Source organism: Rheinheimera maricola (genome assembly GCF_016918075.2).
Taxonomy (GTDB): domain Bacteria; phylum Pseudomonadota; class Gammaproteobacteria; order Enterobacterales; family Alteromonadaceae; genus Alishewanella; species Alishewanella maricola_A.
The window spans coordinates 1-16006 of the sequence record NZ_JAERPS020000007.1 but is presented as its reverse complement, the minus strand read 5'-3'; the positions used below and the strand labels follow the sequence as shown (position 1 = coordinate 16006).

Here is a 16006-nt window from a genome sequence, read left to right as displayed (position 1 = left end):
TGCGCCCTACTCCACTATCAGCTGTAATCCGTTTGCTGTCTGTACGCTGGCGCGCATAGCTACGCCAGACGTTAAGCCACGTCGGCTTGGCTTTGCCGTTTTGCCCTATACATTGCTGCATCGGCATGACAGATCAGCGCCTTGGCCGTATCGGCGTCAGCCGGATAGCAAGCAATACCAATACTGGCAGACAACGACACAACGCCCTGCTCCAACTGATACGGCTGCGCCAGCTGCACGGCAAGCTTGGCGGCAAACAAACCAGCATCTTTGGCGTGTTTGATATTGTTCAGCAACAACAGAAACTCATCACCACCGTGGCGGCTAACGGCATCACTGTCGCGGATTGCAGCTTGCAGCCGCGCGCTAACCTGTTGCAAAACCGCATCACCGGCGGCATGGCCGTATTGATCATTAATTGGCTTAAAGTTATTTAAATCGAGAAACAGCAGTGCGAAGCCATGCTGTTGCCGCTTTGCCATGCTTATAGCCTGGCTGATGCGATCCAGCATTGTTGTGCGGTTTAATGTTTGTGTCAGCGCATCGCATTGGCTGTCTTGGGTAAGTTGCTGTAACCGCGCCAGGGTGGTGACATTCAATACTCCCGCCTGGATCAGCGAGAACAACAACAGCTGATTGTCCTGCTGCAGTTGCTGCTGTTGCCGACCCCAAATGCTGCGCTGCAACATCACTTCGCAGTGAACTCTTATCAGCTCTGCCTGCTGACTTTCCAGCTGTAGTTTCAACACGGAGTTGCGAAGCATATATGGATTAGAATCAACAGGTTCATTCATAACATTACCCCAAAACGCGAAAAGCTTCAGCTTAGCGCGTCAACATTGCGGCCAATGTGCGAAACCGCACATTGGCGCAGTAAAAATAACTTAGAAAATCAATTGCTTTGACGAGACACTTTTTACACCACGGATATTTTGTGCCAGTTCTATCGCCAGCGCCTGTTCTACGCCGCTGTCTACTTTACCGGCCAGCGTAACAACACCTTTGTCGGTATTCACCGATATATCGGCACCGGCTACATTACTGGAATACATAAAGGTGGATTTCACCTTAGTGGTTATCCAGCTATCAGCAATAGCAGTGCTTTTTTGTGCATCCGCTTTTTTGTAGCTTTTGCCGTCAGCCGTTTTGTCACTCACCCGTAATTTGTTATCTACCGAGCGCACGCCGTTGGTATTTTTCGCCAGTTTTCCGGCCTGCTCTTTTGCTTGCTGTGTAGCAACAGTGCCGCTTAGCTCCACTTTGCCGTTGTTAGTCTCTACCTTGGTATCCATACCTTCGGCGTGCTTGCTCCACAGCAACTTCGATTTAATGGCGGTGGTAATCGTCACGTCATCCACTACATCGCCATAACCGCGGGTGCTGCGGTCCGGTGCTTTATAATCAGCATCTACACTGATTTGGTTGTCAACATCATCAATACCCTTAACGCCCTCTGCAATGGCGCCGGCCAGGTCTTTGTGCACATCTTCGGCGACATTGCCGGTTAATGTAGCTTTACCATCCAGCACAGTAACGCTAATGTCATTGGCCCTAAGATAAGGGCTGAGCGCATAGGTAGTCCAAATTTGGGCTTCCTGCCGGGCGTTAGTTATCGGTCCGGTGTGCTCTTTTGCTGCCATGCTGTTTTCTGCAACAACAGCCGTGCTACCCAGCGCCAGCGTTATCGCGGCAGCCAGTAGTAACTTGCGGGTAAATATTTTCATGTTGGTTTTCCTTGTATGGATTCAGCACAACGCGCCGGAGTTTTTAGTGTTTCAGCTCCGGCAGCTCACTTTGACTATGCCAGGTCGCATTTATCCAGAAAGCTTTTAACCTGCTTGTCAGCCACATCCCGCGTAATGGCATAGCGCTGCTGCACCAAACCACTGAGTTGCTGCGGATTACCGTCACTTTTCAGTATTTCAGCTTCACTGAGTTTGCCCCATTGGGTTTTCGCTGCTTTGACCTGTTGTGGCCATTTATTTTTCACGCCCATCGTCGGTGTTACCTGCACGGTTTTCGTACCAGCGGCCGGCTTAATCGCCGCAGTTGCTTTTTTGTCTCCAGCCACCGGCGCTGAGCCTGTAGCTGAATTATCGCCTTTGCCGCTATTTTCACCACGATACTGCTCACTGTACTTATTCATATAGACCTCGTTATCAACGCCGCCACTGCAGAGCTGCACTGGCTGGTAAAGCAGGCTAACGCTTTATTCAAGCCCGGTCGGTGCGTCAGCGCGCATACAGGTGCTTATAACGCTGTTTCACTTTATAGTAAGGCTTTACCAAACTCGGACAGTCACAATGCCTGATACAGCAAATACCATACATAACAACACGTTACCACGGCACCTAGGCTTATTTGGCTTATGGTTATTGGTGGTAAACGGCTTAATTGGTGCCGGTATTTTTGGTTTGCCGGGCGGGGCGGCGAAATTAGCTGGAGAGTACAGCCCGTTAATCTATCTGTTATGTGCGCTGTTAATTTTACCCATTTTGCTAAGCATGGCAGAGCTGGCTAGTTATTTTCGCGGTAGTGGTGGCCCGGTGCGCTATGGCACCGCGGCCTTTGGCCCCTTTATCGGTTTTCAGGCTGGCTGGTTATATTACATCGCAAGGCTGGTGTCTTTTGCCGCCAATAGTGTGCTATTGGTCGACAGCCTGGGTTATTTTTGGCCGGCGGCAGCCGCCGGTATAAACCGTGCGATATTACTGGCTGTGATTATTGCAGGCCTGACGCTGATTAATGTCGTAGGATCGGTGCGGGCAATACGTTCGCTGGCACTGCTAACCGTGATTAAATTTGCCGTATTATTGCTGCTGGTTATTGTTGGTGTTAGCACTACAGCCAGCACCTTGTTACCAACGTTTAACCCAGCAAACGTATTTAACAGCCCATACGATATCGGCGCTGCCACCTTGCTACTCATTTATGCTTTTGTCGGTTTTGAATCGGTGGTGGTACCGGCCGGTGAAGCGAAAAACCCGGCGCGCGATATGCCCCGGGCCTTAATACTCGGTTTACTACTGGTAACCTTACTGTATATCGGCATTCAGCTGGTAAGTGTGGCCGCCGTGGCCGATATAGCCAGTTCTGCCAACCCATTGTTAGATGTCGCCGCAGCGTTATTTGGCCCTGTTGGCGCTGTTATACTGATGCTCGGCGTGGTCGCATCAGTAGCCGCCAACCTGCTGGGGGCAATATTTTCTACTCCACGGGCCAGCTTTGCCCTGGCTGAAGATGGCAGCTTGCCACGCTGGTTTTCTGCAGTGCAGCCACGCTTTTTAACGCCGGCTAACTCGATCGTGTTTTTTGGCATATTGGCGCTATTGCTCGCCTTGTATGGGTCATTTTTATGGCTTGCTGCCGCCACCGTTGTGTCGCGCCTATTACTGTATGGCCTAACCTGCGCAGCCGTGCCAGTACTGCGGCCGAAATTGGCCAATTGCGACAGCTTCGTGCTGCCACTGGGTAACCTTATTCCACTACTAGGTATCGCCGCTTGTGTTTGGCTGGCGCTGCAAGTTAGCCTGTCGTCAGTACTGGCCACAGCGTTATTCGTGCTGCTTGGCACAGCATTGTATTTGTTGGCTCGCTGGCAAGCTGGGCCAAGAAAATAATCTACAAAATATTAACCTTGCGTTATAGTACGCTGCAGTATTAGCACCAACAGGAGTAGGGTGTTGCAAACCAGTCAGTTACTTATTCAGTTAATGTTGTATGTGTTTTTACCGCTGTGGGGTATTGCCGGCTTTGTCGACTGGTGCTGCCACCGCGCTACCAAAATTGAACATACCTCAGGCTTAAAAGAGTCGCTTGTTCATTCATTAATGGGCCTGCAAATGGCCGTGCCGATTTTGCTGTGCCTACTGTTTCAGGTCAATGTGCTTATTTTGCTTATTTGCATTGCGGCCTGGCTGGCACATGAAGCCGTAGCGCATTACGACGTGCACTACGCCGCACCCAAGCGCCACATCAGTGTGTGGGAAATGCACGCGCATAATTATCTGGCCACCTTGCCGTTGTATATGTTGCTGTTAATCGTTGTGATTAACTATCCGGTGTTTATTAAACTGATTAGCTTTAACTGGCAGGGCGAATTTTATTTTCAGCGCATGCCCTACGCCCATGGCGGTGATACCTACCTGCCTTATTATCTGGGCTTTATGGCACTGGTGTGTGTGCTGCCTTATATGGAAGAAAACCTGCGCTGTTTAATCGCCGCATTAAAGCGACCACAGGTGAGCGCATGAGCGTGTATATCACCAGTAGCGGCCACTTTTTACCCGGCCCGGCTATTAACAATGACCAAATGGAACCCCTGTTAGGTTTGGTGCATGGCAAGCCCAGCAGGTTAAAGCGGCGCATTTTGCAATCTAACGGTATTCAAACACGGCATTACGCTATTGATGCACAGCATAACACCACAATATCGAACGCCGGTATGGCGGCTAAAGCCGCCGAGCACTGTTTAACCCAAAGCTTCTTAGGCAAACGGCAGATTAAAATGCTAAGTGCTGCCACCAGCCAGGGCGATATCGTACTGCCGGGTTTTGGCTCTATGTTGCAGGCTGAGCTGGGCCTAAGTGATATTGAGCTGCATAGCAGCCATGGTATTTGTTCCAGCAGTATGATGGCGCTAAAAGCCGCCTTTACCAACCTTAAAGCCGGCGAGCAGCCCAATGCGCTAGTGGTGGCCAGCGAGCTTACCTCGCGCTTATTTAAAGCCAGCCGTTATGAAGCGGCCGGTAGCACGCTTGATTTTAACGCCGAGTTTCTGCGCTGGATGCTTTCTGACGGCGCCGGTGCCTTGCTACTAGAAACCCAAGCACGCGGCCAGTGTTTTCGTATTGACTGGATCCGCAGTTTCTCGCATGCAGATGCCTATCCGGTATGTATGAGCGTGGGTTACCCAACAGAAAGCGACCACAGCAAAAGCTGGCAGGACTACGCCAGCTATGCCGAGGCCGAAGCCGCTGGTGCCTTGTTGATCCGCCAGGATGTGCGCCTGCTGGAAAACATTGTTAAGCTGGGCGTAGATGGCTATCTGCGGTTAATCAGTGAGGGCCGCATTCAGCCTGACAAAATAGACCACGTACTGTGTCATTACTCATCACACTATTTTCGCGGCAAAATCTTCGACATGCTGCAGCGCGCCGGTGTTGGCATTGCTGAGCCGAAGTGGTATTCCAACCTGTACACGCGTGGCAATACCGGTTGTGCCTCTATTTTTATTATGCTGGACGAATTTCGCCGCACCCAACACTATAAAACCGGCGATACCATTATTTGTATGGTGCCGGAAAGCGGCCGCTTTAATAATGCCTATATGCAACTTACCGTGGTGGACGCATGACAGAACACGTACTTAGCCCACAGGGCCAACAATGTTTACAAGCTTTAATGCGGGTATGGTTTGAATTTGAGCGCCAACTGGGCCGGGTGCCGCTGTTGCAGCGCTTAGACCGCGGCCAGTTTAGCAAAGCTGATTATTGCCAACTGCTGCTGAATTGGCGCCAACAGGTGATTGAAGGCTCGCGCTGGATCAGCCGCTGTGCCTCAAGCTTTGATCGCGATTACAGCGATGTGCGTTCAGTTATTATTGGCCACGCCCGCGAAGAGCACCGCGACTATGAAATGCTCGAGCGCGATTATGTCGCTGCCGGTGGCAACTTAACTGACATTCAGCAGGCACCGCGCAATATCGGTACCGAGGCACTGCACGGATTCTTAATGTACCGCGCCAGCCAGCCTAACCCTGTCGATTTAATTGGCGCCATGTGGATCATTGAAGGCCTGGGGCAAAAAATGGCCAACGACTGGGCAGCACAAATAGACCAAACGACGGCCGGCGATGGCAGCTACACCCGCTTTATGCGTTATCATGGCGCCAACGACGACGACCATATGCAAAAACTGTATCAGCTGATAGACCGCTTGTGCCAAAGCCCTGCACAACTTACTGCCATAGTTCGCACCGCTCGCGTAACCGCCCGGCTGTATTGCCTGCAACTGGAGGAAGTTGATCATGAGTAGTAAAACAGGTACTGGCCCAAGCGCCTACTTAAAAGCTATTGCTAACGATAACTCACTGCCGATAGAACAGGCGGCACTGGATTTATGGTTAAAAGACTTACAAAATCCGCTGCGCTGGGGCGTGCGGCCATTGCTGCAGTTTATTTTTGCCATTTTGCTGCATATTACCTGGTTGTTTAAACGCCTGCCGTTGCCACAATTTAGTGCGCATAGCATTTTACAAAAGCTGATTTGCTGGTTTTGCACTCACTTTGTGAGCAAAGAGGCCAACTTACTGATTTTGCGCCACTATGCTACCGAATCTAATGTGCTGAATTTTTTGGCGGCCAATAGCCCCAATAGCGCTTTCACACCAGTACAGCTTTACCCTAAAAGTATTGCCGATATGCAACAGGCCAGCTTTGTTGAACATGACCAACAGCTGTTTCGTTTATTTGCCGAGCTTGGCAGCTGGCATCACCCAAAGCAGCCTATAGATCCTGCTCAGCTTAACTGGCAACACTGGCAGTCTATTGATATGGCGCAGTTTCAATTAACTGCAAAGCGCAGCCAATGGCTGGATTTTGAAAGCGCCCATGCGCTGTTTATGTGTTTATTTTGCCTGCTGCTAACCCGCGAAGAGTACCGCGATGCCATTAACGGCTTTAACCTGGACCAGTCCATCGCCATTCGTATTGGTGATTTGCTGGGCGATAACAGCCTGCGCGAAATGGCTTATAACAAGTTTCCACATTACTTAGTTGGGCCATGGAATTTAGGCCAGCGGTTTTTAATGCACGGCTTTTTTACCGAGCAGTTGTATGCCTATCTGCAGCAGCATCGCCAACAGCGGCAGGCTTGAACTATGAAAAGCGTCGCACTGGTTACCATTCATGGCATGGGCGAAACCCAACCAGATTATGCTGAAAAGCTGTTTACTCAGCTGCAAAAAAGCCTGGCAGCAGATGCAACACAGCTTTATTGCGGTACGGTGTTTTATCAAGATTTGTTGCTGTATAACGAGCAACGGGTGTGGCAAGCGGTGGGGCATCGCCTGCGCTGGAGTAAACTGCGCCGCTTTATGCTATTTGGCTTTGCCGACGCCGCAGCGCTGGAACACCGTAAAGAGCAGCCCCACAGTTTGTATCATTACAGCCAGCTGAAAATCGCCCGCGCATTGTATCTGGCGAAACAGCAGTTAACCGCCGATGGTAAGTTGCTACTGTTAGCCCACTCGCTTGGTTGCCATGTGCTGTCGTGCTATTTATGGGATGCCCAGCAAGCCAGAGCTGGTGTAAAACCCGCAGCAGGTATCTGGCAGGATATAAAACGCTACCAGGCCGGCATCAGCGGCGATAGCCCGTTAACCGAGCAGGATATCGCATTTTTGCGTGGCGATCGTTTGCAAGCCTTACTGACTACCGGCTGCAATATCCCCATTTTTGTTGCTGCCCATGCTATGGAGCAGGTTATTCCGTTTAACAAACCCAACAGCGATTTTATCTGGCATAACTACTACGACAAAGACGATGTATTAGGCTGGCCATTGGGTGATTTATCAACTGGTTATGCTGCACTGGTAAAAGATATTGCGATCAATGCCAATAGCAGCGTTTGGGGCTGGCTTGCAGCAAGCTGGAATCCGTTATCGCACAATCAGTACTGGCAAGATAAAAACATCGTTTCAACACTAGTCACATTGATGGCAGCGGCTTCAGCACAACAATAAACTCAATAAACTACGTTATTGATCTGTAAAACATTTACTGGCAATCTGGATACAGCGTTGAAGGCAACTGCAGTCATTTCTTTACAAATTTGATAATCAAACAACGATAGCGCAATACAAATTGCTTTAAATGACTTGCAATTGACTATATGCTCTAAAACCCCATCACTTTTTTTACACTTGTATATTTACGTGATGGCAGTATTAAAATAATAGCCTGGGAATTAGGATGAACATGTTGAACACAAATAAGTACAGATTAAGCGGCGTCGCGATTGCCGTGGCATTATCTGTCACCGCATGTGGTGGTAGTAGTGGCGAAAGTAACACAGCCCCGGTCGCGCAAAATGTCGCAGTAGAAACAACCTATAGCTGGAAAAATAATCAAGGTAATTTTAGTGTCTCAGACGTAGATAATGACACGCTGATTATCACTGCCATTTCAGAAAACGGCACAGCCATTCAACCAAGCCAGGGCGTGTATACCCTGCAAAATGGTTTGCTAAGCGTTCAGGGCACCGGTTTTAGTTTTCTGCCACTGAAAGACGGCGCGACTAACGTCAATTACACCGTTAGTGATGGTACAGCAACCGCAACGGCTTCATTATCCATTGCACCAGCTGCATCAGACCCATTAGCTTACCAGCAGTGGCACCTGAACAATACCGGCCAAAAAGCTTATTCATTGAATGTCGACGGTATTAAAGCGTTTCTTATTAACGATGTTGGCTTTACTGAAGCACAAGCAGACGCCTGGATTGCTGCCAGGGTTGATCCGAACATTCTGGTTGCTGGCCAGGACATGAACGTGGTCCGCGCCTTCCAACAAAACGTAACAGGCACCGGCAGTATCGCCGTAGTCGTCGATTCAGGCATGGAACTTGCGCATGAAGACTTGGCTGGAAATGTTCTGCCAAATCGCTCACTGAATATGGTTCCTGGTGCATTAAATGTAACCGACCCAACTTCTACCAGCCTTTACGGCGACCACGGTACCAGTGTGGCAGGTTTAATTGCTGCTGAAGGCTGGAATGGTATGGGCGGCCGCGGTGTAGCACCGCATGCCAAGCTAATTGGTATGAACTACCTGAATGCCCAGTCTGATCTTAACGGTGCATTAAGTCATGGTATTCCGGGTAGTGGTATTACTGAAAGCGAACCTTTAACTGTGTTTAACCGTAGCTATGGCATCAGCTATCCTGCTGTTATTTCTTATGATTTATTCGAAGAAGCAGTACAAAGCTATTCAGCCATGGCACTGCGCTCAGGTTTAGGTGCGGTAAATACCAAGTCAAGCGGCAACAGCTTCCTTAGCCCAGGCAATAACAGCTGGGCGGGCGGTATCTGTAACCCTGCCAGAGCATTGGGCCTTACATGCTTAAACGGCAACTTTGAGCCTTCACAGAATACGCCGTTTTATTTTTCTATAGCGGCAGTGAACTCAAACGGTAAACACACCAGTTACTCTACAGCAGGTGCCAACGTACTTTTCTCTGCACCAGCAGGTGAATATGGTGACTTAGCACCCGCAATGGTGACCACCGACCAAATGACCTGCTTACGCGGTTATAGTAGCTTCCCGAGTGTGGATGCTGGCGGTTGGCCAGAGTATGATGCCGCGTTTACACCATTTAATTACCCGGGTCACCCGGAAAACCCAAGCTGTAACTACACCAGTACCTTTAACGGTACGTCTTCAGCTGCGCCTAATGCTGCCGGTGTTATTGCCTTGGTTCATAGTGCGAACCCAAGCCTGTCTTACCGTGAAATTAAAGACATCCTGGTAAGAACCAGTACTAAGGTTGACCCGCAAAACGCTGCTGTTGTACTTCCAGTTGGTGACGGCGAGTTCACAGCCCATCCGGGTTGGGTGGAAAATGCTGCTGGCTATTCGCACAATAACCTGTATGGCTTTGGCCGTGTAAATGCAGGCGATGCTGTGGCATTAGCCAGAATATACAGCAACCCTCTACCAATGCAGGTATTCAGCGATTGGACCGGTGTAGGTAGCCAGGCTGGTGAGGCGCCACTTACGGCTACTGTAGCTGATAACAACGCAGACGGTGCGGTACAAACCATTGAAATTGCAGATGAGATCACTGTAGAAGGTGTACAATTTGCATTTGACGTGGCTAACGCCGAACTGCGCTCTGATTCGTTCCCAAGCCAGACAACTGCCGGTATCGACCTTGCGATTGAAGTAACATCACCTAGCGGTACTACCAGCGTATTACTGTCTTCTAAGCAGGCCATCGCAGATCCGTCATTCGATTTCGCAACTGGCTATAACGAAGGCTATATCCTGAAAGACTCCGTATTTTTGTCAAATGCCTTTTATGGTGAAAGTGCCAAAGGCACCTGGACTATTCGGGTGGTTGATACCAACGGTTCAGATTACCCTGTGACAAACTCAATCTGGCCACTAGGATATGTAAACAACGTGCAGGACACAGTGCTGGAAGGCGTAGCCATCCGGGTATTTGGTCATTAACAGTCAAGGGAATTATTTATGAAGTACAAAGTATCTATTTTAGCAACAACCCTTTGCCTGGTGATGAATACTGCCTGCGCGCAGGATCTGAAAAGTGAGCTGCAACAAAACACGCAAAGTCGTGTAATGGAAAAGCCCAGTATGGCAGTTGACGCTAACCAGGCAGGAAAATACGGCATGTACCAGCTACAGCCAGACCTGATTGCTGTGCCACAGTCATTAGCAGACCGTAGCAACAGCCGCAAGGATATTGGCAATATGACGCTGGTCAGCCGTGCTGCAAACACTGATGTTGATAAAATGATGGAGTTTCGCCGTAATTCGGTAGTGCGTAACAACATGACCGGTGAAATGGGCGTAGTAACAGGCAATATTAGCGTATTAGCTAAGCCTGGAACCAGCATCAACAATCTGTTGCAACAGTTCGATCTGAAGATTGTACGTTCAGCCAGCAGTACTGGTGTGTATATAGTACAACCGGTAAATGATGCAGAGTTGGTTACCTTACTGGAGCAAATTAAGGCTTCAGGTATGGTTAGCACAGCTCGACTGGATATTATGGAAACAAAATACACTAACCAATAACTTGGTTGGTGATGTGAAAAGCCCTGCTAACGCAGGGCTTTTTATTTAAGGGGTAAATAAACCGTAACCACCAGGCCACCAAAAGCATGATTGTGTAGCGTAATATCACCGTGGTGCATATCAACAATCTTTTTTATAATTGCCAGGCCAAGGCCTGAACCACCACTGCCGCGTGCAATGTCGCCCTGCGTAAAGGGCTCAAACATCGCTTTCATCTGATGCTCTGGAATGCCAGGGCCATGATCGCGAATTTGTATATACACTCTTTTGCGATTGCGCTCGAAGCCGGTAGAAATATCAATGTCACCTTCGCTATATCGCAGCGCGTTTTCCAATAAATTATTTAGTAAGCGCTTAATTGCAATGCGCCGTACAGTGATGTCGGGTAAGTTCGGCGCTAAATCGGTCGCGATATGGCGTTGTTGTAAATGTTCTGCCTGTACCAGCTCTTTCACCAGTATATTAAGATTTTCTTTTTCGCCAGCTTCTTCTTTGTGATGTCGCAGATAATCAATAAATTGATCGATAATGGCATTCATATCTTCTATGTCGTTAATAATGCCATCGCGGATCCAACTGTCCTGCTCATGCATCATCTCAGACGCTAAGCGGATACGGGTTAAGGGCGTACGCAAATCGTGTGATACGCCCGCCATGAGCAAGGCTCGGTCTTGTTCTAGCTGGCGAATACCGCGCGCCATATAGTTAAATGCCTTGGTCACGGCAATAATTTCGGTAGAGCCTTTATGCTCGGCCAGTGGTGGCGGAAACTCACCCCGGCCAACCTGCAACGCTGCTTGCTGCAAACTTTTCAATGGCCGGTTTAGCTGGCGGGCAAATAACCAACCGCCCCCCACACTTAATACGCCAATCATCAGCAAATAAAATGTCAACGGCGAAAAGTCGGTTTCGTCTAACCCGGACAGCGGTACCTTAACCCAATACTGCGGCGCCTGTGGTGGCCGAACCCAAAAAGCATAGGCATCGCCTTGCGCCACCCGCACTTCTGCCGGGCCTCCGAGCTCACGCGACATTAGGTCAGAGAAATAGCCGTAGTAGCTTGCGTCGGCTAATCCTTGCTGCATGGCCTGTTGCTCGGTATAAACTTCAATACCGGTAGCTTCATGAAAGCGAGCGGTGAGTTCAGTAGACAGTACTGGCTGCTCATGACCAATATCGATAAACACAACCCTGATCTGTTTTGCAATTAAGTGGTTAATTTGTTGTGTTGTCGGTTTAATCACATAAAACGCCACAGACAGATAGGACACCAGCTGGTTAATAAGCAGCAATAAGCCAATCAAGAACACCGTTTGGCCGAAGGCACTGCGGGGCAATATACGCATCTAGGTTACACTACCATCCGGTACAAACACATAACCCAAGCCCCAGACAGTTTGGATATATCGTGGGTTAGCGGCGTCATCCTCTAGCATGCGCCGCAAGCGTGATACTTGTACGTCGATGCTGCGCTCCATGGCGGAGTAATCGCGGCCGCGCGCCTGGTTCATCAGTTTATCGCGTGACAACGGCTCACGCGGGTGGCTAACCAGCACCTTCAAAACCGCATATTCGCCGCTGGTTAATGGTAACAATTCGTCGCCTTTGCGCATCTCACGGGTGGCTAGGTTAAATTTAAACGGACCAAATTCTACTGTAGCCTCTGATTGGCTGGGTGCGCCGGGCAGCTCTTTGCTTTTACGTCGCATTACCGCGCGAATACGCGCCAGCAGCTCTCTTGGGTTAAATGGCTTTGGCAGGTAATCGTCGGCGCCCATTTCAAGGCCGATGATACGGTCAACCTCGTCGCCTTTGGCAGTGAGCATAATGATAGGAATTTCATTTTCTTGCTGGCGTAATTTACGGCAAATAGATAAACCATCCTCACCCGGAAGCATTAAATCCAGCACCACCAGATGAAAATTTTCCCGCTCCATCATGCGCTGCATTTGTTCATAATTAGCCACAGCACGCACCAGATAGCCTTGCTCTACCAGGTATCGTTCCAGCAAGGCGCGCAGGCGCATATCATCATCTACAACAAGAATTTTCGGCGTTTCTGAACTGGCCATAATGAAGCCTCCGTAAGATTTGCTCCACTATAAACGAAAAAACCGCCACGGCGAAAAACCATGGCGGTTGTTTATGTTACAAAGTTTGTCTGGTTATTTTTGTTCGCTTACCGGCACGCGCTTCATCGGTGGGTTCAACCATACCACATGGCCGGTATGGGCACTGGTGCGGGTTAAATTGTCAGCCTGCTCGGACAAATCTGGGTCAACTACATAGGTATAGTTTGCCGGCGCTGTAGAACAGCCTGCTAACGTCATTACTGCTACTGCCATTAATACGCTTATTACTTTGGTTTTCATGCGCTTCGCCTCTTATTACGTCGTAAAACAACTATAGCCAAGGCCACTGCAGCTGGCTAGCATATTTTTGTGACACCTAAATGACAGTATGCAAAAATCACAAAACAAAATTGTAAGCTGTTGTTTTATAGGTGCATTAAACGCAACAAAAAGAATGTATAAACAAAATTTCGTCAATTTTATGGCGGGCAGATAGCGGTTAAGCGTTAAACACTGTTACCATCGCTACATTAAATAATCAGACAATTACCCCATTCATGCGCACAGACTTAATCACCCGTGAAGGCCTGGCCGCCTTACAGCAAGAGCTCAGCTACTTGTGGCGTGAAAAACGCCCCGACATTACTGCCAAAGTAGCCTGGGCAGCCAGTCTGGGCGATCGCAGTGAAAACGCTGATTATAAAGAGAACAAGCGGGTTCTCAGGCAAATTGATTCCAGGGTAAGGTTCCTGCGCAAGCGCATTGAAGCAGTAAAAGTAGTGGAATACTCACCGCAACAAGACGGTCGGGTATTTTTTGGCGCCTGGGTTGAGATTGAAAACGAGCAAGGCGAACAGCTTAAATTCCGCATTGTCGGGCCGGACGAAATTTACGGCCGCAAAGATTACATCTCTATCGACTCACCCATGGCACGCGCGCTACTGAAAAAAGCGGTAGATGACGAAGCGCTGGTGCCTACTCCAACCGGGCCAAAATTGTGGTTTATCAATAGCATTAGCTATGTAAATACCACCGTCTAAGCGGTTACACCACGAACTTGTCAATCAGCCCATTTAGCTCAGTAGAAAGTTGACGCAAACGCACGCTAAACCCGGCCAGTGACGCGGCTGACTCAGCGCTGTCATCTACAAGATGCGCCACACTATGCACACTTTCACCCAGGTGCTGTACCACCGAGGCCTGCTCGTCAGTGGCGGTTGCCACCTCACGGTTTAACTGATCTAACTGCTTAATACCATCGACAATGTGCTGCAGTTCAGCCGTAGCAAGTTGCATAGATTTTGCACTGTCACTGGCTTTTTGTTTGCCGTCCTGCGCAATAAGTACTGCACTTTGCGACTCGGACTGCAGTTGATCAATCATTTGTTGAATTTCGTCGGTAGCACTTGCCGCACGCTGTGCAAGCTGGCGCACTTCGTCAGCTACCACCGCAAACCCCCGGCCTTGCTCTCCTGCGCGCGCAGCTTCAATAGCGGCATTAAGTGCCAGCAAATTGGTTTGCTCTGAAATAGCCCGTATAACACTAAGAATAGAGCCAATTTTGTCTGAGTTAGCAGCTAAAGCACCAACTGCAGCGGCAATATTGTCTACCTGCAAAGTAAGCTTTTGCAGGCTGTCGCTGGTAGTACCTATCACCTCAAGGCCGCGGCTGGCATTTTGGTTAGTGTGTTCTGCCGTATCTGCAGCACGCGAGGCATTAGCGGCAACCGCGCCAATGGTATTAGACAACTGTTCAATGGCCGTGGCGATGCCGCTTAGACGGTCTCGTTGCTCAGAGGCTAAATCACTATTTTTGGCCGCGCTGGTGTCTACCTTTGATGCTGAGCTTTGCAGCTCTTCGCTTTGGTTATGTAATTGCGTAACTAACCGATGAATTTTATCGACAAAATTATTAAAACCGCTACCTATCTGGCGCATTTCCAACGCACCGTCGGCTGGTAAGCGCTGACGTAAATCACCTTCGCCCTCACCAATGCTAACCAATGTTTCGGCAACAGAGTGCAAACGACGGGTAAGTGAACTGGCCAAAATCCAGGCCAGTACGCCAGCAATCACAACAGCCGCAAGGCCAGCTAACAATAAGGTATTGCGCAGCGTTTCTACCGGCGCCAGCACTTCTGGTAACGGCACTTGAGCCACCACCGACCAGCTGGTGCCTTGCACCGGAACACTCACCAATAATTGCTGCTCGGTGGTTTCGGTAACCAAAGATTTGCTATTGATAAGCTTACCCGCCACGTCAGCACCATAGCGCTGCAGTAAGGTTTGGCCACCAATTTGCTTCGCATCTGGGTGAATAATGACATTACCTGCGCTATCAGCAATATAAACCAAGCCGGTTTCAGCAATACGCACATTACGTAAAAACGTTACCAATTGCTGCAATGACAACGCAATACCCGACAAACCCCGACCATTCACTTGTTGATAGTTTACGAACATGCGGGTAATACCGTTCGGTTCCGTAAACAAACTTACATTAGTGGGCTGGTTAGAATCTCGAAACGCATAAAACCAGCCGTCTTGTTCATGATTTAAGGTGCGTAAAAAACCATCCTGGTTCCAATAGCGGGCGCTTTGCCTGTCGGCCCAGGATGCTGCATCAAGCTGAAGTTGCTGCTTAACATTACGAATTTGCGTTAACAGCAAAGCTTCTTCATCAGCGGGGTAACCCGCCTCTGCCCAGCGCAATATGTAGGGGTTTTCAGCCAGTTGCTGCGTTGCCGCCGTCATCTGGTTAATTTGGCCTTCCAGCGTCAAGCTAACCTGACGCACAACCGAGGGCATTTCATGCTGCAGCATACGGGTTACCACAAGCTGCCTGGACTGGTTATACGCCAACACTCCCGTAAGGGCCGAGCTAAGCAATATAAGACCAACCAAGGCCAATACAAACTGCTGCTTTACCGTTAAATTTTTGAAATTACCCATTACATGTACACCCATACAGCTAAGTTAACCATGCAATCATACTGAAAATATCGCCACGGCTAAAACGTTTTCTACAACCCTGAATGCAGGGGGCTAAATTCGTGGGGATCCCTCAGGATAATTGGGGTCAGATCGAAATTAGAAGAATAATTGGGGTCAGAT

General features: G+C 49.2%; 16 protein-coding genes. 9 read left to right on the top strand and 7 right to left on the bottom strand.

Features of this window, described 5'->3' with window-relative positions:
• Positions 1 to 71 precede the first annotated feature (71 nt).
• From I4W93_RS17190 to I4W93_RS17180, 3 genes are all read right to left on the bottom strand, one after another.
• The gene (locus I4W93_RS17190; protein WP_205312231.1) at positions 72 to 794 is read right to left on the bottom strand and encodes a GGDEF domain-containing protein; all 723 of its coding nucleotides are present in this window, start codon (positions 792 to 794) and stop codon (positions 72 to 74) included.
• 90 nt (positions 795 to 884) lie between these two features.
• On the bottom strand, positions 885 to 1724 hold the full coding sequence (locus I4W93_RS17185) for a BON domain-containing protein (protein WP_205312232.1): 840 nt from the start codon (positions 1722 to 1724) through the stop codon (positions 885 to 887).
• Between the two features lie 74 nt (positions 1725 to 1798).
• On the bottom strand, positions 1799 to 2146 hold the full coding sequence (locus tag I4W93_RS17180) for a CsbD family protein (protein ID WP_224673526.1): 348 nt from the start codon (positions 2144 to 2146) through the stop codon (positions 1799 to 1801).
• A gap of 157 nt (positions 2147 to 2303) precedes the next feature.
• On the opposite strand from I4W93_RS17180, the gene I4W93_RS17175 reads away from it, so the two are divergent.
• The 8 genes from I4W93_RS17175 (at position 2304) to I4W93_RS17140 (ending at position 10820) form a co-directional block, all read left to right on the top strand.
• Complete coding sequence (locus I4W93_RS17175) at positions 2304 to 3620, top strand: APC family permease (protein WP_205312233.1); 1317 nt, start codon at positions 2304 to 2306, stop codon at positions 3618 to 3620.
• A gap of 60 nt (positions 3621 to 3680) precedes the next feature.
• Entirely contained in the window at positions 3681 to 4253 is a 573-nt protein-coding gene (locus tag I4W93_RS17170; RefSeq protein ID WP_205312234.1) for a diguanylate cyclase, read from the top strand.
• Positions 4250 to 5356, top strand: a complete 1107-nt coding sequence (locus I4W93_RS17165; protein WP_205312235.1) for a beta-ketoacyl-ACP synthase III — start codon at positions 4250 to 4252, stop codon at positions 5354 to 5356. The genes I4W93_RS17170 and I4W93_RS17165 overlap by 4 nt, the downstream gene beginning before the upstream one ends.
• Positions 5353 to 6036 carry an iron-containing redox enzyme family protein gene (locus tag I4W93_RS17160; protein WP_205312236.1) on the top strand — a complete coding sequence of 228 codons (684 nt, stop codon included), beginning with the start codon at positions 5353 to 5355 and terminating at the stop codon, positions 6034 to 6036. The genes I4W93_RS17165 and I4W93_RS17160 overlap by 4 nt, the downstream gene beginning before the upstream one ends.
• Positions 6029 to 6877: a DUF6999 family protein gene (locus tag I4W93_RS17155; protein WP_205312237.1), complete on the top strand. Its 849-nt coding sequence runs from the start codon at positions 6029 to 6031 to the stop codon at positions 6875 to 6877. Before I4W93_RS17160 ends, I4W93_RS17155 begins: the two co-directional genes overlap by 8 nt.
• A gap of 3 nt (positions 6878 to 6880) precedes the next feature.
• Positions 6881 to 7744, top strand: coding sequence for a hypothetical protein (locus tag I4W93_RS17150; protein ID WP_205312238.1), 864 nt, complete (start codon positions 6881 to 6883; stop codon positions 7742 to 7744).
• 235 nt (positions 7745 to 7979) lie between these two features.
• Entirely contained in the window at positions 7980 to 10235 is a 2256-nt protein-coding gene (locus tag I4W93_RS17145; protein ID WP_224673525.1) for a S8 family serine peptidase, read from the top strand.
• Between the two features lie 18 nt (positions 10236 to 10253).
• Entirely contained in the window at positions 10254 to 10820 is a 567-nt protein-coding gene (locus I4W93_RS17140) for a serine protease external chaperone (protein ID WP_224673524.1), read from the top strand.
• Positions 10821 to 10861: 41 nt separating this feature from the next.
• Here the strand turns inward: I4W93_RS17140 and envZ are convergent, their stop codons facing one another.
• From envZ to I4W93_RS17125, 3 genes are all read right to left on the bottom strand, one after another.
• Positions 10862 to 12166 (bottom strand): two-component system sensor histidine kinase EnvZ, encoded by a 1305-nt coding sequence (gene envZ, locus I4W93_RS17135; RefSeq protein WP_205312239.1) that lies wholly within the window; start codon positions 12164 to 12166, stop codon positions 10862 to 10864.
• Positions 12167 to 12892 (bottom strand): osmolarity response regulator transcription factor OmpR, encoded by a 726-nt coding sequence (gene ompR / locus I4W93_RS17130; RefSeq protein WP_205312240.1) that lies wholly within the window; start codon positions 12890 to 12892, stop codon positions 12167 to 12169.
• A gap of 93 nt (positions 12893 to 12985) precedes the next feature.
• Positions 12986 to 13192, bottom strand: a complete 207-nt coding sequence (locus tag I4W93_RS17125; protein WP_205312241.1) for a hypothetical protein — start codon at positions 13190 to 13192, stop codon at positions 12986 to 12988.
• A gap of 257 nt (positions 13193 to 13449) precedes the next feature.
• On the opposite strand from I4W93_RS17125, the gene greB reads away from it, so the two are divergent.
• A complete protein-coding gene (gene greB, locus I4W93_RS17120; protein WP_205312242.1) occupies positions 13450 to 13932 on the top strand; it encodes a transcription elongation factor GreB in 483 nt (160 codons plus the stop codon).
• Between the two features lie 4 nt (positions 13933 to 13936).
• On the opposite strand, the gene I4W93_RS17115 is transcribed toward greB, so the two are convergent.
• A complete protein-coding gene (locus tag I4W93_RS17115; protein WP_205312243.1) occupies positions 13937 to 15844 on the bottom strand; it encodes a methyl-accepting chemotaxis protein in 1908 nt (635 codons plus the stop codon).
• Positions 15845 to 16006 lie beyond the last annotated feature (162 nt).